We start from the raw sequence: 23,419 nt of genomic DNA on the forward strand, positions 1-23,419 counted from the left end.
ACTGCTATGCGTGTTTTACTGGCCCCAATGGAAGGCGTGCTCGACTCCCTCGTGCGCGAGCTTCTGACCGAGGTGAACGACTACGATCTCTGCGTGACGGAGTTTTTGCGCGTGGTCGATATGCTGTTGCCAGTAAAATCATTCTATCGCCTTTGCCCGGAACTGCATCATCAGAGCCGCACCTCTTCCGGCACGCTGGTGCGCATTCAGCTATTGGGTCAGTATCCCGAATGGCTGGCGGAGAACGCGGCTCGTGCCGTAGAGCTTGGTTCCTTTGGGGTTGATCTCAACTGCGGTTGCCCATCAAAACTGGTGAATGGCAGCGGCGGCGGCGCCACCTTGCTGAAAGATCCGGAGCTGATTTACCGTGGCGCAAAAGGCATGCGTGAGGCTGTACCGTCGCATCTGCCGGTGACGGTAAAGGTGCGTCTGGGATGGGACAGCGACGCGCGGCAATTTGAGATTGCCGATGCCGTGCAGCAGGCCGGGGCCACTGAGCTGGTGGTGCATGGCCGCACCAAAGAAGATGGCTATAAAGCCGAACGTATTAACTGGCAGGCGATTGGCGAGATCCGCAAAAGACTCACCATTCCCGTTATTGCCAACGGCGAAATCTGGGATTACGAAAGCGCGCAGGCGTGCCTGAAAGAGACTGGCTGCGATGCGGTGATGATTGGCCGCGGCGCGCTTAACGTACCAAACCTCAGCCGGGTGATTAAATATAAAGAACCACGTATGCCGTGGGCCGATGTGGTCACGCTGCTGCAAAAATACAGCCGCCTCGAAAAACAGGGTGATACCGGGTTATATCACGTCGCGCGAATTAAGCAGTGGCTCAGTTATTTACGCAAAGAGTACAGTGAAGCACTGGGGTTATTTCAGGAGATCCGCACGCTGCAGACTTCCGCTGATATTGCACGGGTGATTCAGTCCAGGTAACGGAATGTGCCCGGCGCTGAGCCGGGCAATGAAATCAGAAAATCATCTTGAATACACCGGTCACCACCAGCAGCCCTATCAGAAATATAATTAAAATAACCCACAGTAATATTTTCATTCGCTTCTCCTGCGTCTGTTTGTCGAAAGTAAGTGTAGCAGTGAATTTATAATGAAGATGAATTCACTCATTTAATTAATTCTTATGATGAATAATTTTCCGAATATGAAAATGTATGACAAATTGCGGGTTGCCACGCGTTACTAAAAAAAAGAGCGACGTCTGGCGTAAGTTGCGCCTTTATTTTTCGCGTGAATGGCGTAATGAAACCTTTATCTCTGAGTATTCCCCTGGTTTTTATTCTGGTGGCCTGCGCGCCGGAACATGCCTCGGTTTCCCCTGTAAATATGCAATCAACAACGGCTGCGGTGAATACTACGCTGAGCCATACCGCGTGGCCGAAAGATGCATGGTGGAAAACGTATAATGATCCTGAACTCAATTCGTTGATTGCGAAGGCGCTGAACGATGCGCCGGATATGCAAATTGCTCGTCAGCGCATCACGCTGGCGGAAGCGCAGGCAAAAGCCACCCTGGCCGCCGGGGGGCCGGAAATTGATTTCGCAGCGGATGCTGAACGGCAAAAAATGTCGGCCGAGGGGCTGATGGGGCCCTTTGCGATAACCGATCCGGCGGCGGGAACTACCGGACCGTGGTACACCAACGGTACTTTTGGTCTGAGCGCGGGCTGGGATCTCGATTTGTGGGGGAAAAATCGTGCACGGGTTGAAGCCCGAATTGGCCGGGTAAACGCGCAAAAAGCGGAGCTTGAGCAAACCCGGCAACTGCTTGCCAGCAGCGTGGCGCGTCTTTACTGGGCGTGGCAAACCCAGGCCGCGGTGGGGGATGTTCTCACGGAGATTAAACACCAGCAGGACACGATTATTGCAGCCGACCGCGAACTGTATCAGCATGGGATCACCTCTTCCGTAGAGGGCGTCGAAACCGACATCAACGCCAGCAAAACTGACGAGCAGCTGGCAGAAGTGAACGGAAAAATGAAAGCCGTTGAGGCGCGTCTGAGCGCCCTGACGAACACCTCCTCAGTGACGCTTACACGCCACGCCTTACCCACAGTAGAAGCCTCGCTCCCGGCCACGCTGGGGTATGAACTGCTGGCACGTCGACCGGATTTGCAGGAGGCTCGCTGGTATATCGAGGCCTCCATGAGTGATGTTGAGGCCGCCAGAGCAGCCTTCTATCCCGATGTGAATCTGATGGCTTTCTTACAGCAGGATGCCCTGCACCTGAGCGATTTGTTCCGCTCTTCTGCGCAGCAGATGGGCGTCACCGCCGGTCTGACGCTGCCCATTTTCGACAGCGGCAGGCTAAACGCCGAGCTGGATATTGCCCAGGCGCAGAACAATCTCTCCGTCGTGCGTTATAACAAAGCGGTGGTGGATGCGGTGAATCAGGTGGCGCGCACGGCCAGCGAAGTCGAAACACTGACCGCCAAAAACCAGCACCAGCAGCGTGTCGAAAAAGAGGCTGCCCGCGTTGTTGCACTGGCTCAGGCCCGCTTTCGCGCCGGCATTATCGCCGGCTCCCGCGTGAGTGAGGCCAGAATACCGGCCCTCAGGGAGCAGCTCACCGGGGTGATGCTCAAAGGCCAGTACGTTGACGCCACGCTGCAGCTGACCTCGGCGCTGGGTGGCGGCTATCATCAGGGCTAAAAAGCGCGATTATCTATACTTACCTCTTTGCAGCTTTTCTGGAGGTGAGTATGACCAAAGTCGCGATTGTTACCGCATCGGATTCCGGGATTGGGAAAACCACGGCCCTGATGCTGGCTGAACGAGGGTTTGATATCGGCGTCACCTGGCATTCCGACGAAAAAGGTGCGCTGGAAACCTGCCGCGAAGTCGAGGCGAAGGGGCGGCGTGCAGAGGCGGTTCAGCTTGATTTAAGCACTCTCCCGCAGGGGGCGCAGGCCATTGAAACGTTAATTACGCGCTTTGGTCGGCTGGACGTGCTGGTCAACAATGCCGGGGCGATGACCAAAGCGCCGTTTCTCGACATGCCGTTTGAGGAGTGGCGGGGGATTTTTACCGTTGACGTGGATGGCGCGTTTCTCTGTTCACAGATCGCTGCGCGTCAGATGGTGAAGCAGGGAGAGGGGGGGCGAATTGTGAACATTACCTCGGTGCATGAACACACGCCTTTACCGGATGCCAGTGCGTATACGGCGGCCAAGCATGCCCTGGGCGGATTAACCAAATCCATGGCGCTGGAGCTGGTCGAGCATAACATTCTGGTGAATGCCGTTGCGCCAGGAGCCATTGCCACGCCAATGAATGATATGGACGACAGTGAAGTGAAGGCCGGTTCGATGCCCGCGATCCCGCTCGCGCGGCCGGGGCATACCAAAGAGATTGCCAGCCTGGTGGCGTGGCTGTGTGACGGTGACGCCAGCTATGCTACCGGGCAATCATTTATTGTCGACGGCGGTTTTATGCTGGCGAATCCACAATTTAAGCCCGCCGGGTAGAAACTTTTCGCCCTCTCTTTGTGCGAGAGGGCGCCATTGCACTTACTCTTCATCCCGCGTCTTTTCCCGATGCTTCAGCCACAGCCGGACCGCAATCACCACCACGACAATCAGGATAACCCATGCCCAGTGCTTCAGATGCTGGTCAACATTATGCAGCCACGGACCAATCACTTCTCCACCCACATAACCGAGCGTGGTAAAGATCAGGGCCCAGGCAATCGCGCCAAGAATGTTCAGCGGCAGGAAAATTTTCGGCGGTAAATGGCTGGCGCCAATCAGTATTGGGCCGATAATCCGAAAGCCGTACATAAAACGGGTGCCAATCACGAACAGGTAAGGGTGACGCTGGATAAGCCGTTGGGCACGGTGAATTTTCTTGCGGTGCTTTGAAAAGCGCTTCAAAAGCGTGGGGCCAAAGCGCAGTCCCAGAAAGTAGAGCAGCTGATCGCCAATCATCCCGCCGAGTGCGACTGCGGCAACAACAAGTGGGAATTTGAGTAACCCCTGATGCGCGGCCACCCCGCCGAGCAGCGTGATGGTTTCTCCTTCCGCCACGCTACCAACGACCAGTGCAGCGTATCCATAGTGTTCAATAAGACTGTTGATATCCATTACGTCAATGTCATCTCCCTTATTATGCCTCGGTTAATCATATACCCCATGAATCAATAACGGGGCAATCAACGGAAATTTCCCACTGTACATAAAATAATCTCAGGCCTGCATTATACTTAAGATATTGCTGACGGGCCGACAACAAGGGGGCGTTATGAACCATGTCTGGGGACTTTTCTCCCATCCCGATCGTGAAATGCATGTCATCAAAACGGAGAACGAAACGGTCTCGCATCATTACACGCATCATGTGCTGCTGATGGCAGCGGTGCCTGTAATTTGCGCGTTTATTGGCACAACACAAATCGGCTGGAACTTTGGTGATGGCACCGTGGTTCAGCTTTCCTGGTTTACCGGTCTTTCACTGGCCATTCTCTTTTATGGCCTGATGCTGGCGGGTGTGGCTGTCATGGGGCGTGTCATTCACTGGATGGCGCGTAACTATCCGCAACGTCCATCGCTGGCACACTGTATGGTTTTCGCCGGGTATGTCGCGACGCCGCTGTTCTTAAGCGGTATTGTGGCGCTGTATCCACTGGTCTGGTTGTGCGCGCTGATCGGTACTATTGCCCTCTTTTACACCGGTTATCTGCTGTATCTGGGGGTACCAACCTTCCTCAATATCAATAAAGAAGAGGGCCTGAGCTTCTCCAGTTCAACGCTCGCCATCGGCGTGCTGGTGCTGGAAGCGCTACTGGCTCTGACGGTTATTCTGTGGGGTTATGGATACCGTCTCTTCTAGGCTCACTGCATTGCTGGCGTAAATGCCAGCAATGCAGCATCTGTTCACGATTATCCTCTGGCGACAAAGCCCGGTGACCGCTATGATGCCGAAGCCAGCCTGCGTTTCTCCATCGACACAGGCGGTGTACGTCATAACGTGCGTGAATAATTATCAGAAGTCTCACCATGCTGAAATTCCGAGTCTCTTTACTTAGCCTGGCCCTGTTGCTGGGAGCGTCCGCTGCCGCGCCAGCGATCGCCAAAACGCCCGCCGTGACCACCGCTGCTGCCCAGCCGCAAATCGCTTCCGGCAGTGCGATGATTGTTGATCTCAACACCAATAAGATGATTTACGCCAGCCATCCGGATCTGGTACGCCCGATCGCCTCGATTACCAAATTAATGACCGCGATGGTGGTGCTTGATGCACATCTGCCGCTGGACGAAAAACTGAAAGTGGATATCAGCCATACGCCGGAGATGAAAGGGATCTACTCCCGCGTGCGACTGAACAGCGAAATCAGCCGTAAAAACATGCTGCTGTTGGCGCTGATGTCTTCTGAAAACCGCGCGGCGGCGAGCCTGGCCCACCACTATCCGGGTGGCTACGACGCATTTATTCGTGCGATGAACGCAAAAGCCAAATCGCTGGGGATGACCAATACCCGTTACGTCGAGCCGACTGGCCTGTCGATTCACAACGTCTCCACGGCCCGCGACCTGACAAAACTGCTGATTGCCAGCAAACAGTACCCGCTGATTGGTCAGCTCAGTACGACCCGTGAAGAGATGGCGACCTTTGCGAACCCGGCCTATTCGCTGCCGTTCCGTAATACTAACCATCTGGTGTACCGGGATAACTGGAATATTCAGTTAACGAAAACCGGGTTTACCAACGCGGCGGGCCACTGCCTGGTGATGCGTACCGTATTCAACGGTAAACCGGTGGCGCTGGTGGTGATGGATGCCTTTGGTAAATACACTCACTTCGCGGATGCAAGCCGACTGCGTACCTGGATTGAGACGGGGAAAGTGCAGCCGGTACCGGCCGCGGCGTTGACCTACAAAAAGCAGAAAGCAGAGCAGATGGCAACCGCCCAGAACGACTGAGCCGGATTGCTGATGACTGTGTTTTCGCCCTCTCCCGCGGGAGAGGGCAACAGACCTCGCTGCGCCTTACTCCGGCAGCGTCCAGTCTCCGTCATTGAGTGAGCGCTGCATGATCACCGTATCCCGCCAGTCACCTTTCTTATACCCGACGCTGCGTAACTGACCGACGATTTCGAAGCCGTATTTCTTATGCAACCGTAACGAGCCGGCATTGTTGTTGCCATCCCCCACAACGGCAATCATCTGCCGCCACGGACCTTGCTCGCAGCGGGCGATCAGCGCATCCATCAGGACGGAGCCAAAACCACGACCGGTAGTACTCGCATCCACGTAAATCGACTCTTCCAGAGTGTAGCGATAGGCATGGCGCGGACGGTAAGGCGTCGCGTAGCAGTAGCCTACGACGATGCCGCGATACAGCGCGACAAGCCACGGTAAGCCGTTCTCGGCCACGCTTTTCATTCGCTGACGCATTTCATCAATGGTGGGGGGAACTTCTTCAAAGGATGCGCGCCCGTGAAGCACATGCCAGGCGTAGATAGCGGCGATAGCATGCACATCGTCGGGAAGGGCATCGCGCACTTCCACTTCGGTTTCGGATAAAATATCAACAGCCGACATGATGTGCCTGCTCCTCGTAACAGATGCCGGAGAAACGTTTCTCCGGCGACAGAACGCTACTCTAGTACGATTAAGGCGCGCTTAACAATCTCTCAAATTTGGCTGTGGGAATTAATCAGACGCTTGCGTCACGGGCTGCTCCGCGTCAGGACTCTCTTTCCAGTATTTATTCCGCGTTGTTTTACCAATGCCGGGGTTCATGCTGTTTGTGGGGTCATTCTCGCGATAAAACTGCTTAAGTGCGTCAGGAGCCTTATAAAGATGCCCCACGTTATGTTCCGCAGGATATTGTGCGCCTCGCGCGTGCAGCAGCGCGAGCATCTGCTCTTTCAGCGCGTGCGCATCCACCCCTTTCTTAACGATGTAATCCTGGTGGAAGACGTAGCACATAAAGTGGCCGTAATAGAGCTTGTGGACCAGCTTGCTGTCGATTTCCGGCGGCAGGTGTTCAAACCACTCGGTATCGTTGCGGCGAAGGGCGATATCCAGCGCCAGAATGTCTTCCACCTCGTCTGAATGCACCGCCTGATAACGAATGGCGGCACCCGCAGCGGCGAAACGGTGCAGGAAGGCTTTGCTGCCCTCTTCAGGGGTACAGGCAAAGAAATCGCCTTCGGCAGTTTTGAAGAATTCACTGAGCCAGGTTTGCGCTTCGGCAATTCCGTCCCCGGCCATTTTCAGCAGCAGGTGATGCTCGTACTTATCGCGCCAGGTTTTCATCCGCTCCGGCAGATGTGACGGGAAGACGTTGCCCAATTTCTGCATAAAGCGGTCGGTAAAGTGGGGTTTAAAGAGCGGCACTTTTTCCAGCATCGCGTCGGTACGGCCCTTCATGGTGAAGAAGAACGGCATTTTATCGGTGCCGAGCTTGTCGATCATCAGAAACGTATCTTTGCCGTAGCGTTCCGCGATGTCGTAAATATCACGGTGCATGTACTCGCCCGCCACCGGCAGGTGAGCGAACTCGCCCAGAATATGACGACGGATCTCGGTCAGCACGTCCGGCTGATTGGTGCCGATGTAGAACACCTGCTGTTTTTTCTCGGCCGGGAAGGTGTCGAGGCGCACGGCAAAAACAGCCAGCTTGCCCGCACAGCCCGAAGATTCAAACAGGCGATCAGGGTCGGCGTTGTAACGTGCCGGGGTATCCGCTTCGATATCCCGCACGCGGGTGATGTAATCGTGGTCGTGAGCATGACGACCGTCGTGCTGGACGTCTTCATCTTTCACCCGATCGTCGTCGAGCTTACTCAGGATCTGTTCCGGCGTTACGCCAAGATCAATGCCCAGATGGTTGACTAGGGTCAGCTTGCCATTTTCGTCGATACGGGCAAAAAGTGACATCTCGGTGTAAGCCGGGCCGCGCTGCACCAGCGAACCGCCGGAGTTATTGCAGATCCCGCCGATCACGGAGGCGCCAATACAGGATGAGCCAATGACCGAATGCGGTTCCCGTCCCAGCGGCTTAAGCGCTTTTTCAAGGGAGTAGAGCGTCGTGCCAGGGAACGCGAGCACCTGCTCGCCTTTATCCAGCAGATGCAATTTGTCGAGACGCAGGGTGCTGATGATCACGATGTCACGATCGTAATCGTTGCCGTTCGGCGTTGAGCCTTCAGTCAGGCCGGTGTTAGCCGCCTGCATGAGAATAATTTTGTCGGCGGCCACGCAGGCGCTCAGGACGCGCCAGAGTTCAAGCAGCGTGCCGGGAAATACCACCGCCAGCGCCTCGCCCTGACCGGAACGAAAGCCCTTACGGTAGCGGGCGGTTTTTGCCGGGTCGGTAAGCAGGTGAGAGGAGCCAACCAGGCGCGACAGTTCGTTAATAAACGTCGTGTTATCGTGAGTTCGAACAGAAGACATCTTCCACTCCTTGTGGTGGGGCAAATTTCTCGCTGTAAAGCATAGCGCGATTAACTGTTAAGCGGTCGAGTATTCATGAGAAAAATCAGAGAATAACCCTGCAACGTTCTGAGGGTTTGTGGCACACTGCGCTTTTCGCACGGTCTGGCCGAGTTCTTCCGGCGGTTATTGATGAGAGAGTAAAACGACATGAAATGGCTATGTTCTGTAGGTGTCGCCGTCAGCCTGGCGCTGCAACCTGCGCTGGCAGAGGATTTGTTTGGCAATCACCCGCTCACGCCTGAAGCCCGGGACGCGTTTGTCACGGAATTGCTCAAGAAAATGACGGTCGATGAGAAAATTGGCCAGTTGCGTCTTATCAGCGTCGGCCCGGATAACCCGAAAGAGGCCATCCGCGAGATGATCAAAGACGGGCAGGTCGGGGCTATTTTTAACACCGTCACCCGCCCGGATATCCGCAAAATGCAGGATCAGGTGATGGAACTCAGTCGCCTGAAAATTCCGCTGTTCTTCGCCTATGACGTGGTGCACGGTCAGCGTACCGTCTTCCCTATTAGCCTTGGCCTGGCATCGTCCTTTAACCTTGATGCGGTGAAAACCGTGGGGCGCGTTTCCGCCTATGAAGCGGCGGATGATGGCCTGAATATGACCTGGGCACCGATGGTGGACGTCTCCCGCGATCCGCGCTGGGGCCGCGGCTCAGAAGGGTTCGGTGAAGATACCTATTTAACAGCCACGATGGGGAAAACCATGGTGGAAGCGATGCAGGGTAAGAGCCCGGCAGATCGCTACGCGGTGATGACCAGCGTCAAACACTTTGCGGCCTATGGCGCCGTTGAAGGGGGTAAAGAGTACAACACCGTGGATATGAGCTCGCAGCGGCTGTTCAACGACTACATGCCACCGTACAAAGCGGGGCTGGATGCCGGCAGCGGCGCGGTGATGGTGGCGCTGAACTCCCTCAACGGCACGCCGGCGACCTCCGATTCGTGGCTGCTGAAAGACGTTCTGCGTGACCAGTGGGGCTTTAAGGGCATTACCGTCTCTGATCACGGGGCCATTAAAGAGCTCATTAAGCACGGTACCGCCTCCGATCCGGAAGACGCGGTACGCGTGGCGCTCAAGTCCGGCATCAACATGAGCATGAGCGACGAGTACTACAGCAAATACCTGCCGGGGCTGGTGAAGAGCGGTAAGGTGACCATGGCGGAGCTGGATGACGCCACGCGCCACGTGCTGAACGTGAAATATGATATGGGGCTGTTTAACGACCCGTACAGCCACCTGGGGCCGAAAGATTCTGACCCGGCGGACACCAACGCGGAAAGTCGTCTGCACCGTAAAGAGGCCCGCGATGTGGCACGCGAAAGTCTGGTGCTGCTGAAAAACCGCCTCGACACGCTGCCGCTGAAGAAATCCGGCACCATTGCCGTGGTGGGCCCGCTGGCTGACAGCAAGCGCGACGTGATGGGAAGCTGGTCTGCAGCGGGGGTGGCCGATCAGTCCGTCACGGTGCTGACCGGTATCAAGAACGCCGTGGGTGAGAACGCGAAAGTGGTCTACGCCAAAGGGGCGAATGTCACCAACGATAAAGACATTGTCACCTTCCTCAATCAGTACGAAGAGGCGGTGAAGGTCGATCCGCGTTCGCCGAAAGAGATGATTGATGAAGCGGTGAACACCGCTAAGCAATCTGACGTGGTTGTTGCGGTAGTGGGTGAAGCGCAGGGAATGGCGCATGAAGCCTCCAGCCGTACCGACATCACCATTCCGCAAAGCCAGCGCGATCTGATTGCCGCCCTGAAGGCGACCGGCAAGCCGCTGGTGCTGGTGCTGATGAACGGTCGTCCGCTGGCGCTGGTTAAAGAAGACCAGCAGGCCGACGCGATCCTGGAAACCTGGTTTGCCGGTACTGAAGGCGGTAACGCGATTGCCGACGTGCTGTTTGGCGATTACAACCCGTCAGGCAAGCTGCCAATGTCCTTCCCGCGCTCGGTCGGGCAGATCCCGGTTTACTACAGCCACCTGAATACCGGCCGTCCGTACAACGCCGACAAACCGAATAAGTACACCTCCCGTTACTTCGATGAAGCGAACGGCCCGCTGTATCCGTTTGGTTACGGTCTGAGCTACACCACCTTCAAGGTTTCTGACGTCAAAATGTCTGCGCCGACCCTGAAGCGTGACGGCAAAGTTACCGCAAGCGTCGAGGTGAGCAACACCGGTAAACGCGAAGGGGCAACGGTCATTCAGATGTACGTCCAGGATGTGACCGCCTCCATGAGCCGTCCGGTGAAACAGCTGCGTGGCTTCGAGAAGGTCAACCTGAAGCCGGGCGAAACCAAAACCATCAGCTTCCCCATCGACGTGGATGCGCTGAAGTTCTGGAACCAGCAGATGAAATATGATGCGGAGCCAGGCAAGTTTAACGTCTTTATCGGGGTCGATTCCGCCCGCGTTAATAAAGGCGAGTTCGAGCTGCTCTGACGTTTCCCTCCCTTGCATCCCCCGCTTTGCGGGGGATGCGTCTTACCTTATGTTAAAAAGGCATTTTGACGGTTAATTCCGCCGTTTTAAGCTACGCTTTTCTCTCAAGCCTCTGAAAAAGGCAGCAAAAAAATGAGGACAGTGGAATGACGATTGCAAAGGGGATGTTGGGTTCAGCGGTGTTACTGGCGGCGCTGAGTCTGCCATTACAGGCGGCAGAACCGGTAAAAGTGGGTTCCAAGATAGATACCGAAGGCGCGCTGCTCGGTAACATTATTCTGCAGGTACTGGAAAGCCACGGTGTTAAAACCGTCAATAAAGTCCAGCTGGGAACCACGCCTGTGGTACGCGGCGCGATTACCTCCGGCGAGCTGGATATCTACCCGGAATACACCGGCAACGGCGCGTTCTTCTTCAAAGATGAAAACGATCCGGCGTGGAAAAATGCCAAAGCCGGGTATGAAAAAGTCAAAAAACTCGACGCTGAGCAAAATAAGCTGGTCTGGCTGACGCCGGCGCCGGCCAACAATACCTGGACCATCGCGGTGCGCAAGGACGTGGCGGAGAAAGGAAAGCTGACCTCGCTTGCGGATTTGAGTCGCTACCTGAAAGAGAAGGGTGACTTTAAGCTTGCGGCTTCCGCTGAGTTTATTGAGCGTCCGGATGCGCTGCCGGCGTTTGAAAAAGCCTATGATTTCAAACTGGATCAGGCCCAGCTGCTCTCTCTGGCGGGCGGTGATACCGCGGTGACCATCAAAGCCGCTGCGCAGCAAACGTCGGGCGTTAATGCGGCGATGGCTTACGGCACCGACGGCCCGGTCGCGGCGCTTGGCCTGCAAACCTTAACCGATCCAAAAGGCGTACAGCCGATTTACGCCCCGGCACCTGTCGTGCGGGAAGCGGTACTTAAAGCGTACCCGGATATTGCTGAATGGCTCAAACCGGTCTTCGAAAAGCTGGATGCAAAAACGCTGCAACAGCTGAATGCCAGCATTGCCGTTGAGGGACTGGATGCCAAAAAAGTGGCCGCCGATTTCCTGAAACAACAAGGGCTTGTGAAGTAACAGGACAGGGCTGTGCCAATAAAATGTCATAACCGCGTACTGCTGCTGTTGGCCAGTGTGGCCATCGCGGCGGTCGCGTTACCGTTTGTGAATGTGGCCCCGAATCGCCTGATGTCGGGGGAGAGTCGCTCCCTCTGGCAGGTCTGGTCATTTACGCCGTGGTTGCTGGTGACGGCGCTGGGCGCGTGGGTTGCGTTGTCGCTCTGGCAAGGACGCACGGCTCAGTGGCTGACGCTGCTGCTTTGTGAAGGGCTGTTTATCGCCTTATTCTGGGGAGGCGGGCTTGCAGCAACGCACATGACCTCGGCGGAAAGTCCGCTGGCAAGAACCTCTGTGGGTAGCGGTTTGTGGCTCTGGCTGGCGCTGTGTCTGCTGGCCTGCAGCGATGCTATTCGCCGTCTTATCTCAACATCCGTCTGGCGCTGGATACTCAATGCCCAGATATGGTGTATTCCATTGCTGCTGCTGTTTAGCGGTGAGCTGAATAATCTCTCGCTGTTAAAAGAGTACGCCAACCGTCAGGAGGTGTTTAATGACGCCCTGGCGCAACACCTCACGATCCTCTTCGGCACCCTGATCCCGGCCTTACTGCTCGGCATACCGCTGGGTATGTGGTGCTATCGCCATCCTTCACGTCAGGGTGGGGTGTTTGCCGTACTGAATGTGATTCAGACCATCCCGTCCGTCGCTCTGTTTGGCCTGTTGATTGCTCCGCTGGCCGGGCTGGTGAAGTCGTTCCCGGTGCTGGGAACGATGGGGATCGCCGGAACCGGTTTAACGCCAGCCCTTATCGCGCTGGTGCTCTATGCGCTGCTGCCGCTGGTGCGCGGCGTGGTGGCCGGGCTGAGCCAGGTCGCGCCGGACGTGCTGGAAAGTGCCCATGCAATGGGGATGAGCGCGAGACAATGTTTCTGGAAGATCCAGTTGCCGCTGGCTTTGCCCCTGCTGCTGCGCAGCCTGCGGGTGGTGGCGGTGCAAACCGTTGGCATGGCGGTGATTGCGGCGCTGATTGGCGCGGGCGGCTTTGGCGCGCTGGTTTTCCAGGGGCTGTTGAGTAGCGCCCTGGACCTGGTGTTATTGGGCGTGGTGCCCACGATTGCGCTGGCGGTTGTCATCGACGCGCTGTTTGCCTTATGGCTCGCGCTGCTCAGGAGAAGAGCCAATGATTGAATTTCACGATGTCAGTAAAACCTTTGCGGGTCGTCCGGCGGCAAGCCATCTCAACCTGAATTTTGCCGAGGGCGCATTTTCCGTGCTGATTGGCACTTCGGGGTCGGGAAAATCCACCACCCTGAAGATGATTAACCGCCTGGTTGAGCATGACAGCGGTCTGATCCGCTTTGCCGGAGAAGAGATCCGCAGCCTGCCTGTGCTGGAGCTGCGTCGTCGTATGGGGTATGCCATCCAGTCCATCGGCCTGTTTCCGCATTGGACGGTCGCGCAGAACATCGCCACCGTGCTGCAGCTGGAGAAATGGTCGCGGGCAAAAACTGCCGACCGGGTTGATGAACTGATGTCTCTGCTCGGGTTAGAACCTGCGCTGCGTGAACGCTACCCGCACCAGCTTTCCGGAGGCCAGCAGCAGCGGGTGGGCGTAGCGCGTGCGCTGGCGGCCAATCCGCAGGTGTTATTGATGGATGAACCCTTCGGCGCGCTGGATCCGGTCACGCGCGCCGCACTGCAGGCGGAAATGACCCGCATTCATCGCATTCTGGGGCGAACAATCATTCTTGTGACGCACGATATTGATGAGGCGCTGCGTCTGGCCGACCATCTGGTGCTGATGGACCATGGCGAGGTGGTGCAGCAGGGGACGCCGCTTGAGCTGCTGACCTGGCCGAAGAACGATTTTGTGCGTGAGTTTTTTGGCCGCAGCGAGCTGGGCGTCAGGCTGCTCTCGCTGCGTACGGTCAGCGACTATATGCGTCGACAGGACGCGACGGTGAGTGGCGAGCCTCTGCAGGAACAGATGAGCTTGCGGGATGCGCTTTCGGCGTTTGTTGCCCGTCAGTGTGAAGTGTTGCCCGTTGCGGATGCCCGTGGCGCGCCAAGTGGCACCCTGCATTTTCGCGATCTGCTGGCAGGGGAGGTGACACGTGAAGGCACTTCGTGATCCGCTGCTCTGGCTGGTCGTGCTCTTTGTCGCCTTGCTGTTTCTGATGCCGCACAGCGCGGCGCTGTTTAGCACGCTCTTCCCCGACCTGCCGCGCCCGGTGTATCAGCAGGAGAGTTTTATTAATCTTGCCCTGGCCCATCTCTGGCTGGTGGTGCTCTCAAGTGCCGTCGCTATTGTACTGGGCGTGGGGGCGGGCATCGCGGTCACGCGGCCCGCGGGACGGGAGTTTCGCCCGCTGGTGGAGACCATTGCGGCGATTGGCCAGACGTTTCCGCCGGTGGCGGTGCTGGCGATTGCAGTGCCGGTGATGGGCTTTGGTCAGCAACCTGCCATCATTGCGCTGATTTTATACGGTGTGTTGCCCATTCTGCAGGGTACGCTGGCCGGTATTGCGGCGGTACCTGCGTCGGTACTGAGCGTTGCTGAAGGGATGGGGATGAGTCGCGCAGAGCGGCTGCGCAAAGTTGAACTCCCCCTGGCGGCACCGGTCATCCTTGCGGGGATCCGTACGTCGGTGATCATCAATATCGGGACGGCGACCATTGCGTCGACGGTGGGAGCCAATACCCTGGGAACGCCGATTATCATCGGCTTAAGCGGGTTCAATACGGCCTATATTGTGCAGGGGGCGTTGCTGGTCGCGCTGGCGGCAATCGTCGTCGATCGCGTTTTTGAGCGTCTGGCGCAGTATCTCAGCCGACACCGCCACGAACAATAAACGAATACCCGGCCAGCATCACGCCGCCGATACCGCTTACGGCCATCAGAACAAAAAGGGTAATTACGGCCAGTTTGGTTGCCTTCATCATGTGCTCCTGTTGTTAACGGAACAATTATACGGTGAAGCGCAGCTGTTAATGAACCATTAAATGCCGTTACGGCTCTTCCGGGCCAAGCGAGTAAACCGGGTAACCATGTTCACGCCATTCCGTCATCAGCTGTTGCTGCGAGGCGGAAGGCACTTCCCCGCACCAGACCAGCAGGGTCTGGCCGTCGAACAATTCAGGGCGAAATTGCGCCAGCGAGTGCACAAGGACATCAACGCGCCAGCCATTCTGGGTGGCAATCCAGGCCTCCAGCCACAGGCGAGTAGTATCGTGCACGTTCCAGCCGACCACCAGCGCGTCTTTTCCGTGCTTGTTCTTCGCCGAGGCAAGGCAGACGGCAATGTAGTTGATCAGGACGCCGTCGAGCATACTCAGCAGCGCCTGCAGGGTGGTCTGCTGGCACTGCAGGCGTCGACGGAGCGGGATGAAAAGATGCGTGATCAGCGTTTGCGCGGGATAATCGCGCCCTTGCTCTTTTATCCATGCGCGCAGGCGCTGCAGATTGCCCGCCTGCAGAAGGCGCAGCAACGTTTCCTGTTGTTCGCGCCAGAGAAGCTGCGTGTCTGGATCGTCATGGCTGAGCAGGGATTTCACTTTGCCAACCTGCACACCGTTATCGATCCAGCTTTTGATCTCGCGGATCCGGTCGATATCGGCATCGTTGAAGAGACGATGGCCTCCGTCCGTTCTCTGCGGTTTGAGTAATCCATACCGTCGCTGCCATGCCCGTAGCGTGACGGGATTGATATCACAAAGGAGTGCCACTTCACCGATTGTGTAAAGCGCCATATTCGCCCCCTGGCTTACGCGTCCCCAGCTTAACTGTAGTCCCTGTTTACTGAACCAGGAAGAAATGGTTGTTTTTTGCACGAATAATGCGAAGCAGGCGTTAGGTTCGGCAAAAGGTGTGATGCCGGGCACGAATTGCAGCTTTTTTGCCGCGCTTCAAAGAAAGTTTACCGCCAGCAGTGTATGTTACGCGTTTTGAGGGTGTGCGGTTTTGAGTATGTACGAGTTTAATCTGGTGCTGCTGTTGCTTCAGCAGATGTGCGTGTTTCTTGTCATCGCCTGGTTGATGAGTAAAACGCGTCTGTTCATTCCGCTGATGCAAGTTACCGTACGCCTGCCGCACAAGCTGCTCTGCTATGTGACCTTCTCTATTTTCTGCATTATGGGAACCTATTTTGGTCTCCATATCGAAGACTCCATTGCCAATACGCGAGCCATCGGTGCCGTGATGGGCGGGTTGCTTGGCGGCCCTGTGGTCGGTGGGCTGGTCGGGTTAACCGGTGGCCTGCATCGGTATTCGATGGGTGGCATGACGGCGCTGAGCTGTATGATCTCAACGATCGTCGAAGGGCTGCTCGGCGGCCTGGTTCACAGCTATATGATTAAGCGCGGTCGTCCGGATAAAGTCTTTAGCCCGCTCACCGCCGGGGCGATCACCTTTGTCGCTGAAATGGCGCAAATGGCCATCATCTTGCTGATTGCCCGACCGTTTGAAGATGCGCTCCATCTGGTGAGCAATATCGCCGCCCCGATGATGGTGACGAATACCGTGGGTGCTGCGCTGTTTATGCGTATTCTGCTCGACAAGCGCGCCATGTTTGAGAAGTACACCTCGGCGTTTTCCGCAACGGCCCTGAAGGTCGCCGCTTCGACGGAGGGGATCCTGCGTCAGGGCTTTAACGAAGAGAACAGCATGAAGGTGGCGCAGGTGCTTTATAAGGAGCTGGATATCGGCGCGGTGGCGATAACCGACCGTGAACGGTTGCTGGCTTTTACCGGCACGGGCGACGATCACCATCTCCCCGGGAAACCGATCTCCTCCGCCTATACGCTGCGCGCCATTGAAACCGGGGAAGTGGTGTATGCCGACGGCAACGAAATTCCTTACCGCTGTTCGCTGCACCCGCAGTGTAAACTGGGCTCCACGCTGGTCATTCCGCTGCGCGGGGAAAACCAGCGGGTAATGGGCACCATCAAGCTTTATGAAGCGAAAAACCGTCTGTTCAGCTCTATCAACCGTACGCTGGGAGAGGGCATTGCTCAGCTGCTCTCCGCGCAGATCCTCGCCGGGCAGTATGAGCGTCAGAAAGCGTTGCTGACGCAATCCGAAATTAAACTCCTGCACGCTCAGGTGAATCCGCATTTCCTGTTCAATGCGCTTAATACGCTCAAAGCGGTGATCCGCCGCGACAGCGATCAGGCTGCGCAGCTGGTTCAGTTCCTGTCGACGTTTTTCCGTAAGAACCTTAAGCGTCCGTCCGAGATTGTAACCCTGGCCGATGAAATAGAACACGTTAATGCCTACCTGCAGATTGAGCAGGCCCGCTTCCAGACTCGTCTGCAGGTGTCGTTATCCGTCCCGGATGAGCTGGCGTATCAGCATCTTCCGGCCTTTACCCTGCAGCCTATTGTGGAAAACGCCATTAAACACGGTACGTCACAGCTGTTGGGGATTGGGGAGATCACCATTTCCGCCAGCCGCTTTAACCATCATCTGGTGCTGGATATTGAAGATAACGCCGGGCTTTACGTGCCTTCCACCTCAGGCGGATTAGGGATGAGCCTGGTGGATAAACGCCTGCGCGCGCACTTTGGTGATGACTGTGGCATTACCGTTGCCTGTGAGCCCGACCGATTCACCCGTATTACGTTACGACTGCCGCTGGAGGAAAACGCATGCTAAGAGTGCTGATTGTGGATGATGAGCCGTTAGCACGGGAAAACCTGCGCGTTCTGTTGCAGGAGCAGCCTGACATTGAGATTGTGGGGGAGTGCGCAAACGCCATTGAGGCCATTGGCGCCGTGCACAAACTGCGCCCGGACGTGCTGTTCCTCGACATTCAGATGCCCCGAATTAGCGGCCTGGAAATGGTCGGAATGCTCGACCCGGAGCATCGCCCCTACATTGTGTTTTTGACCGCCTTCGATGAGTACGCCGTCAAAGCCTTTGAGGAGCACGCATTCGATTATTTACTGAAACCGATTGAAGAGAAGCGTCTTGAAAAGACTCTCAGCCGTTTGCGCCAGGAGCGCACCGTGCAGGATGTCACGCTGTTGCCGGAAAACCAGCAGCCGCTGAAATTTATCCCCTGCACCGGCCACAGTCGGATTTACCTTCTGCAGATGGACGATGTGGCGTTTGTCAGCAGCCGTTTGAGCGGCGTATTTGTTACCAGCGCGGAGGGGAACGAAGGCTTTACCGAGCTGACGCTGCGGACGCTGGAGAGCCGAACGCCGCTCGTTCGTTGCCATCGCCAGTATCTGGTGAACATGGCGCACCTGAAAGAGATCCGGCTGGAAGACAACGGACAGGCAGAGCTGGTGCTGCGTGCCGGGCAAACCGTCCCCGTCAGTCGCCGCTACCTTAAGAGTTTGAAAGAGGCGATCGGCCTGTAAAACTGGTACACTGCGCCCCATTGCATCATCGACAGTTAAGTTAAAGGCACCCATGCTCAGTAATGATATTCTCCGTAGCCTGCGCTACACCCTGAAAGCAAACAATAATGATATGGTGCGCATTCTTGCGCTTGCTGGCATGGAGTCCACCTCTGCCGGTTTCGACACCTGGATGACAAAAGAGGATGAAGAGGGGTTTGTTCGCTGCCCTGACATTATCCTGTCTGGCTTCCTGAACGGCCTCATCTACGACAAGCGCGGGAAAGATGACTCAGCACCAGAACTGGCGCTTGAGCGTCGGGTGAATAACAACACGGTGCTGAAAAAGCTGCGTATCGCGTTTTCACTGAAAACAGACGACATTCTGGCGATTATGACAGAGCAGAAGCACCGCGTGTCGATGCCGGAGATCACCGCCATGATGCGTGCGCCGGACCATAAGAACTACCGCGAGTGCGGCGACCAGTTTTTGCGTTATTTTTTACGCGGACTGACTCACCGGGTGCATCACGCTAAGCCGTGAGTGGTACCAGGGCGTGAAGGATGAAGAGGCAAAAAAAAGCCGGAGATTATCTCCGGCTTTTTTATTATTTCACCTGCTGACCTGGTTTGGCGCCTTCATCAGGGCTTAACAGGAAGATATCTTTCCCGCCAGGACCTGCCGCCATCACCATGCCTTCCGAGATGCCGAAGCGCATTTTGCGCGGTGCCAGGTTGGCGACCATCACGGTCTGACGACCAATCAGCACCTGCGGATCAGGATAGGCAGAACGGATTCCGGAGAAGACGTTACGCTTCTCACCGCCCAGATCCAGCGTCAGGCGCAGCAGTTTGTCCGAGCCTTCGACAAATTCCGCGTTTTCAATCAGCGCGACACGCAGATCGACTTTGGCGAAATCATCAAAGGTAATGGTCTCCTGAATCGGATCGTCTGCCAGCGGGCCAGTCACCGGCGCAGCGGCAGCCTTCACCTCTTCTTTAGACGCTTCCACCAGGGATTCTACCTGCTTCATCTCGATGCGGTTGTACAGCGCCTTGAAGGTATTCACCTTGTGACCGAGCAGCGGCTGCTGGATAGCATCCCAGGTCAGCTCGGTGTTGAGGAACGCTTCAGCGCGGGAGGCCAGCTGTGGCAGTACCGGCTTCAGCCAGGTCATCAGCACGCGGAACATGTTCAGGCCCATGGTGCAGATCGCCTGCAGGTCGGCGTCACGGCCTTCCTGTTTCGCGACAACCCACGGTGCCTGCTCGTCAACGTAGCGGTTAGCCACGTCAGCCAGCGCCATGATTTCACGAATCGCTTTACCGAACTCACGGCTTTCCCAGGCTTCGCCAACCGCCGCGGCGGCGTCGGTGAAGGTTTTGTACAGCTCAGGATCGGCCAGTTCGGCAGACAGCACGCCGTCGAAACGCTTGGCGATAAAGCCCGCGTTACGGGAAGCCAGGTTGACGACTTTGTTGACGATGTCGGCGTTCACGCGCTGCACGAAATCTTCCAGGTTCAGGTCGATATCGTCGATGCGGGAAGAGAGCTTCGCCGTGTAGTAGTAACGCAGGCTGTCCGCGTCGAAGTGGTTCAGCCAGGTGCTGGCTTTGATGAACGTACCGCGAGATTTGGACATCTTCGCGCCGTTGACCGTCACATAGCCGTGCACAAACAGGTTGGTTGGTTTACGGAAGTTACTGCCTTCCAGCATCGCCGGCCAGAACAGGCTGTGGAAGTAAACAATGTCTTTGCCGATAAAGTGATACAGCTCGGCGTCGGAATCTTTCTTCCAGTATTCGTCAAAGCTGACGGTGTCGCCGCGCTTGTCGCACAGGTTCTTGAAGGAACCCATGTATCCGATTGGCGCATCCAGCCAGACGTAGAAGTATTTACCCGGTGCGTTCGGAATTTCGAAACCGAAGTACGGTGCATCGCGGGAGATATCCCACTGCTGCAGACCGGATTCGAACCACTCCTGCATTTTATTCGCGACCTGCTCCTGCAGCGCACCGCTGCGGGTCCACGCCTGCAGCATTTCGCTGAAGGACGGCAGGTCGAAGAAGAAGTGCTCGGAATCACGCATTACCGGTGTGGCACCCGAAACAACAGATTTCGGATCGATAAGCTCGGTCGGGCTGTAGGTTGCGCCGCACACTTCGCAGTTATCGCCATACTGATCCGGTGATTTACATTTTGGGCAGGTACCTTTGACAAAGCGGTCCGGCAGGAACATGCCTTTTTCCGGATCGTACAGCTGAGAGATGGTGCGGTTTTTAATAAAACCGTTCTCTTTCAGGCGAGAGTAGATCAGCTCCGACAGCTCACGGTTTTCGTCGCTGTGCGTGGAGTGATAGTTGTCATAGCTGATGTCAAAGCCCGCAAAATCGGTCTGATGCTCCTGACTCATTTCGGCAATCATCTGCTCTGGGGAGATCCCCAACTGCTGCGCTTTCAGCATGATCGGCGTGCCGTGGGCATCGTCCGCACAGATGAAGTTAACCTCGTGGCCGCGCATTCGCTGGTAACGGACCCAGACATCAGCCTGGATATGCTCCAGCATGTGGCCGAGGTGGATTGAGCCGTTGGCGTACGGCAGTGCGCACGTTACCAGAATTTTCTTCGCGACTTGAGTCATAGTAGGCATTACTTCTTTTAACTGTGAAAAGGGTTTTTGATATTACCAAAAGGGGCATTATTAAGTAAGCACAAACCACGGCCTTTCAGGTAAACTTGTTCATCTAAGGTCTTATTCACAAGAACAAAGGAGTCGGGATGAGTTCTCAATCCCAGGCCAAATCACCGGAAGCCTTAAGAGCAATGGTCGCCGGGACGCTGGCTAACTTTCAGCATCCAACCCTGAAGCACAATCTCACCACGCTGAAAGCGTTACACCATGTCGCATGGCTGGACGATACGCTGCACATCGAGCTGCAGATGCCCTTCGTCTGGACCAGCGCGTTTGACGCGCTGAAAGAGCAAACCAGCTCTGAGCTGTTGCGCATTACCGGCGCGAAAGCCATTGACTGGAAGCTGACCCACAGCATCGCCACCCTCAAGCGTGTGAAAAACCACCCGGGCGTGAACGGCGTGAAAAACATCATTGCCGTCAGTTCAGGCAAGGGTGGGGTGGGTAAATCCTCCACGGCGGTAAACCTGGCGCTCGCGCTGGCAGCCGAAGGGGCGAAAGTCGGTATTCTGGACGCCGATATTTACGGACCGTCTGTGCCTAACATGCTGGGCGCGGAAAACCAGCGCCCGACCTCGCCGGATGGCACGCACATGGCACCGATCATGGCCCACGGTCTGGCAACCAACTCCATTGGTTATCTGGTGACTGACGATAACGCCATGGTGTGGCGTGGCCCGATGGCCAGCAAAGCGCTGATGCAGATGTTGCAGGAGACAATGTGGCCCGATCTGGATTATCTGGTGCTGGATATGCCGCCGGGCACCGGTGACATTCAGCTGACGCTGGCGCAAAACATTCCGGTCACGGGAGCGGTCGTGGTAACCACCCCGCAGGATATCGCGCTGATCGACGCCAAAAAAGGCATCGTGATGTTCGAGAAAGTGGACGTGCCGGTGTTGGGTATTGTCGAGAACATGAGCATGCATATCTGCAGCAACTGCGGACACCATGAGCCTATCTTTGGCACCGGTGGGGCAGAAAAACTGGCTGCGCAGTATCACACCCAATTGCTTGGGCAGATGCCGCTGCACATCTCGCTGCGTGAAGATCTGGACAGCGGGAAGCCGACGGTCGTCAGCCGTCCGGACAGTGAATTTGCAGAGATGTATCGACAGCTGGCGGGGCGCGTTGCGGCGCAGCTTTACTGGCAGGGCGAAGTCATCCCGAGTGAAATTGCGTTTCGCGCGGTGTGAGTGCTTTAGTCTGAATTGCCGGGCGGCGTTTGCGCCTTACCCGGCCTACGGAGATAACGTGTTGTAGGCCGGCTCAGCGAAGCGTCACCCGCGTTTAACGCTGTACGTAATGCATTAAAAAGTACTCGCCTTCCGGCGAGTCACCCTTCGCTTCAATATGCCAGCCGTGGCGCTGGTAAAAGGCAACAGCCCGCTCATTTTTTACCAGACACTTCAGCGAACCCGTACTGGTGAACGCGTTTTGCACCTGTTCAAGGAGCAAATGACCGACGCCCAGACCTTGATACTGCGGATCGACAAACAGATTATGCAGGAAGTTGTCGTTCGTCCACACCGACGCAAAACCCAGTCGATGCCCGTCCTGAACGGCCACCCAAATCACTTCGTCGCGGGTTGCCGCGTCAAAGTCTTCAAGCTGCCACTCGGAACCGTCCAGCCATGGCCAGGCCTCGCGCCGTGCGTGGAGATAGAGTGTTCGCAAAAAGGGGCGATCGCTCTCCTGCCAGGGCCGAATTAAAATGTCATTAGCGGTGATAGAAGATATCTCCATTGTAGGCTTTGTAGATTTTGCCATCTGCATCGCCAATCAGGACGTAGTTCTCGCCCATATAGGTCCAGTGGGTACCCGCATCCGGGGCCGGCAGGTTACGCAGCTGGTACTGTTTAATGGTGTACTCAGGCGTTTGATACTGCGCCGGTGCGGTGTCGCCAATCTTGAATTTGGTGAAATCAGCGATGAACTCTTGTTCCTCATAGGCTTTAATGCCTGATGGCGCAGCGGCGGTTTGCGGGGCAGAAAACGCGGAACCCGCCAGAGACAGTAATACACCCAGAAGCAGCAATTTACGCTTAGCCATTTTTTCTCCAGTGATATCGTTACAGATACTTTTCGTCTGCGGGTTCATGGAACGCGAGGCAGACGGTCCATTTTAAGTACCAAAGCATGGTGTGTTTGAAAAAAAATGTAACAAAAGTGGACGGTTTTGTGTAGTCGTAATGACGTGTGCAGTATCACTACAGTCAATATCTCCCGAGTTTGATATTTCCAATATTTATTATTTCATTAATCAATTCTGAAAATACCTTCTCACTTCGCAAATGGACTGTTCAACGCATGCTTTCCCACGTAAGAACATTTAATATCGCCTCCGTATGACATCAATCTCTTTCCATTTTTTCCAAAAGAATGGGAACGATTTTGCTTTTTTATCGCCAGGAAGGGAAACGTTGTCTGT

Annotated in this window: 22 protein-coding genes; 14 read left to right on the forward strand and 8 right to left on the reverse strand. The window is 55.9% G+C overall.

The features are described 5' to 3' along the window. The first annotated feature begins 6 nt into the window (after positions 1 to 6). The 3 genes from dusC (at position 7) to QE396_RS01730 (ending at position 3,485) form a co-directional block, all read left to right on the forward strand. Entirely contained in the window at positions 7 to 939 is a 933-nt protein-coding gene (gene dusC, locus QE396_RS01720) for a tRNA dihydrouridine(16) synthase DusC (protein WP_020883203.1), read from the forward strand. 321 nt (positions 940 to 1,260) lie between these two features. Then, a complete protein-coding gene (gene mdtQ / locus QE396_RS01725; protein WP_088202972.1) occupies positions 1,261 to 2,670 on the forward strand; it encodes a multidrug resistance outer membrane protein MdtQ in 1,410 nt (469 codons plus the stop codon). Positions 2,671 to 2,720: 50 nt separating this feature from the next. Next, a complete protein-coding gene (locus QE396_RS01730; protein WP_020883205.1) occupies positions 2,721 to 3,485 on the forward strand; it encodes an SDR family oxidoreductase in 765 nt (254 codons plus the stop codon). A gap of 42 nt (positions 3,486 to 3,527) precedes the next feature. Here the strand turns inward: QE396_RS01730 and QE396_RS01735 are convergent, their stop codons facing one another. Further along, entirely contained in the window at positions 3,528 to 4,100 is a 573-nt protein-coding gene (locus QE396_RS01735; protein WP_020883206.1) for a DedA family protein, read from the reverse strand. 157 nt (positions 4,101 to 4,257) lie between these two features. Here QE396_RS01735 and QE396_RS01740 point away from each other — a divergent pair, with 157 nt between their 5' ends. Both QE396_RS01740 and pbpG read left to right on the forward strand, forming a co-directional pair. Continuing rightward, positions 4,258 to 4,845 carry a Yip1 family protein gene (locus tag QE396_RS01740; protein ID WP_014170891.1) on the forward strand — a complete coding sequence of 196 codons (588 nt, stop codon included), beginning with the start codon at positions 4,258 to 4,260 and terminating at the stop codon, positions 4,843 to 4,845. Between the two features lie 167 nt (positions 4,846 to 5,012). Further along, positions 5,013 to 5,936 carry a D-alanyl-D-alanine endopeptidase gene (gene pbpG, locus QE396_RS01745; protein WP_020883207.1) on the forward strand — a complete coding sequence of 308 codons (924 nt, stop codon included), beginning with the start codon at positions 5,013 to 5,015 and terminating at the stop codon, positions 5,934 to 5,936. A gap of 66 nt (positions 5,937 to 6,002) precedes the next feature. On the opposite strand, the gene QE396_RS01750 is transcribed toward pbpG, so the two are convergent. Beyond that, positions 6,003 to 6,557, reverse strand: a complete 555-nt coding sequence (locus QE396_RS01750) for a GNAT family N-acetyltransferase (protein ID WP_020883208.1) — start codon at positions 6,555 to 6,557, stop codon at positions 6,003 to 6,005. A 111-nt stretch (positions 6,558 to 6,668) separates the two neighbouring features. Further along, the gene (dld, locus tag QE396_RS01755) at positions 6,669 to 8,417 is read right to left on the reverse strand and encodes a D-lactate dehydrogenase (RefSeq protein WP_020883209.1); all 1,749 of its coding nucleotides are present in this window, start codon (positions 8,415 to 8,417) and stop codon (positions 6,669 to 6,671) included. Between the two features lie 189 nt (positions 8,418 to 8,606). Between dld and bglX the strand changes: the two genes are divergently transcribed. The 5 genes from bglX to QE396_RS01780 all read left to right on the forward strand — a co-directional run bounded on the left by bglX (position 8,607) and on the right by QE396_RS01780 (position 14,802). Continuing rightward, complete coding sequence (gene bglX, locus QE396_RS01760; protein ID WP_020883210.1) at positions 8,607 to 10,904, forward strand: beta-glucosidase BglX; 2,298 nt, start codon at positions 8,607 to 8,609, stop codon at positions 10,902 to 10,904. A 146-nt stretch (positions 10,905 to 11,050) separates the two neighbouring features. Then, complete coding sequence (locus QE396_RS01765; RefSeq protein ID WP_014170886.1) at positions 11,051 to 11,968, forward strand: ABC transporter substrate-binding protein; 918 nt, start codon at positions 11,051 to 11,053, stop codon at positions 11,966 to 11,968. 12 nt (positions 11,969 to 11,980) lie between these two features. Further along, the gene (locus QE396_RS01770; protein WP_020883211.1) at positions 11,981 to 13,138 is read left to right on the forward strand and encodes an ABC transporter permease; all 1,158 of its coding nucleotides are present in this window, start codon (positions 11,981 to 11,983) and stop codon (positions 13,136 to 13,138) included. Then, entirely contained in the window at positions 13,131 to 14,081 is a 951-nt protein-coding gene (locus QE396_RS01775) for an ABC transporter ATP-binding protein (protein ID WP_020883212.1), read from the forward strand. The genes QE396_RS01770 and QE396_RS01775 overlap by 8 nt, the downstream gene beginning before the upstream one ends. Further along, complete coding sequence (locus QE396_RS01780) at positions 14,065 to 14,802, forward strand: ABC transporter permease (protein WP_020883213.1); 738 nt, start codon at positions 14,065 to 14,067, stop codon at positions 14,800 to 14,802. Before QE396_RS01775 ends, QE396_RS01780 begins: the two co-directional genes overlap by 17 nt. On the opposite strand, the gene QE396_RS01785 is transcribed toward QE396_RS01780, so the two are convergent. Both QE396_RS01785 and mlrA read right to left on the reverse strand, forming a co-directional pair. Continuing rightward, complete coding sequence (locus QE396_RS01785) at positions 14,777 to 14,890, reverse strand: protein YohO (RefSeq protein WP_010433613.1); 114 nt, start codon at positions 14,888 to 14,890, stop codon at positions 14,777 to 14,779. The two genes, QE396_RS01780 and QE396_RS01785, sit on opposite strands and share 26 nt — an antisense overlap. Before the next feature lie 69 nt (positions 14,891 to 14,959). Next, complete coding sequence (gene mlrA / locus QE396_RS01790) at positions 14,960 to 15,700, reverse strand: HTH-type transcriptional regulator MlrA (protein ID WP_020883214.1); 741 nt, start codon at positions 15,698 to 15,700, stop codon at positions 14,960 to 14,962. 217 nt (positions 15,701 to 15,917) lie between these two features. Here mlrA and QE396_RS01795 point away from each other — a divergent pair, with 217 nt between their 5' ends. Genes QE396_RS01795 through QE396_RS01805 form a run of 3 tightly spaced genes read left to right on the forward strand, consistent with a single transcriptional unit; the run spans position 15,918 to position 18,839 of the window. Further along, positions 15,918 to 17,603 carry a sensor histidine kinase gene (locus QE396_RS01795; protein WP_032669931.1) on the forward strand — a complete coding sequence of 562 codons (1,686 nt, stop codon included), beginning with the start codon at positions 15,918 to 15,920 and terminating at the stop codon, positions 17,601 to 17,603. Beyond that, entirely contained in the window at positions 17,597 to 18,316 is a 720-nt protein-coding gene (gene btsR, locus QE396_RS01800; protein WP_020883216.1) for a two-component system response regulator BtsR, read from the forward strand. Before QE396_RS01795 ends, btsR begins: the two co-directional genes overlap by 7 nt. A gap of 52 nt (positions 18,317 to 18,368) precedes the next feature. Next, positions 18,369 to 18,839 carry a DUF1456 family protein gene (locus QE396_RS01805; protein ID WP_014170878.1) on the forward strand — a complete coding sequence of 157 codons (471 nt, stop codon included), beginning with the start codon at positions 18,369 to 18,371 and terminating at the stop codon, positions 18,837 to 18,839. A 64-nt stretch (positions 18,840 to 18,903) separates the two neighbouring features. On the opposite strand, the gene metG is transcribed toward QE396_RS01805, so the two are convergent. Beyond that, positions 18,904 to 20,937 carry a methionine--tRNA ligase gene (gene metG / locus QE396_RS01810; protein ID WP_020883217.1) on the reverse strand — a complete coding sequence of 678 codons (2,034 nt, stop codon included), beginning with the start codon at positions 20,935 to 20,937 and terminating at the stop codon, positions 18,904 to 18,906. Between the two features lie 137 nt (positions 20,938 to 21,074). Here metG and apbC point away from each other — a divergent pair, with 137 nt between their 5' ends. Then, positions 21,075 to 22,184, forward strand: coding sequence for an iron-sulfur cluster carrier protein ApbC (gene apbC / locus QE396_RS01815; protein ID WP_020883218.1), 1,110 nt, complete (start codon positions 21,075 to 21,077; stop codon positions 22,182 to 22,184). A 94-nt stretch (positions 22,185 to 22,278) separates the two neighbouring features. On the opposite strand, the gene QE396_RS01820 is transcribed toward apbC, so the two are convergent. Then, the gene (locus QE396_RS01820) at positions 22,279 to 22,734 is read right to left on the reverse strand and encodes a GNAT family N-acetyltransferase (RefSeq protein WP_404997241.1); all 456 of its coding nucleotides are present in this window, start codon (positions 22,732 to 22,734) and stop codon (positions 22,279 to 22,281) included. Then, positions 22,709 to 23,041, reverse strand: a complete 333-nt coding sequence (locus tag QE396_RS01825) for an RcnB family protein (RefSeq protein ID WP_008500887.1) — start codon at positions 23,039 to 23,041, stop codon at positions 22,709 to 22,711. The genes QE396_RS01820 and QE396_RS01825 overlap by 26 nt, the downstream gene beginning before the upstream one ends. Between the last annotated feature and the right edge of the window lie 378 nt (positions 23,042 to 23,419).

This window comes from Enterobacter sp. SORGH_AS_0287 (assembly GCF_031453695.1).
In the GTDB taxonomy this organism is placed as follows: Bacteria; Pseudomonadota; Gammaproteobacteria; order Enterobacterales; family Enterobacteriaceae; genus Enterobacter; species Enterobacter ludwigii.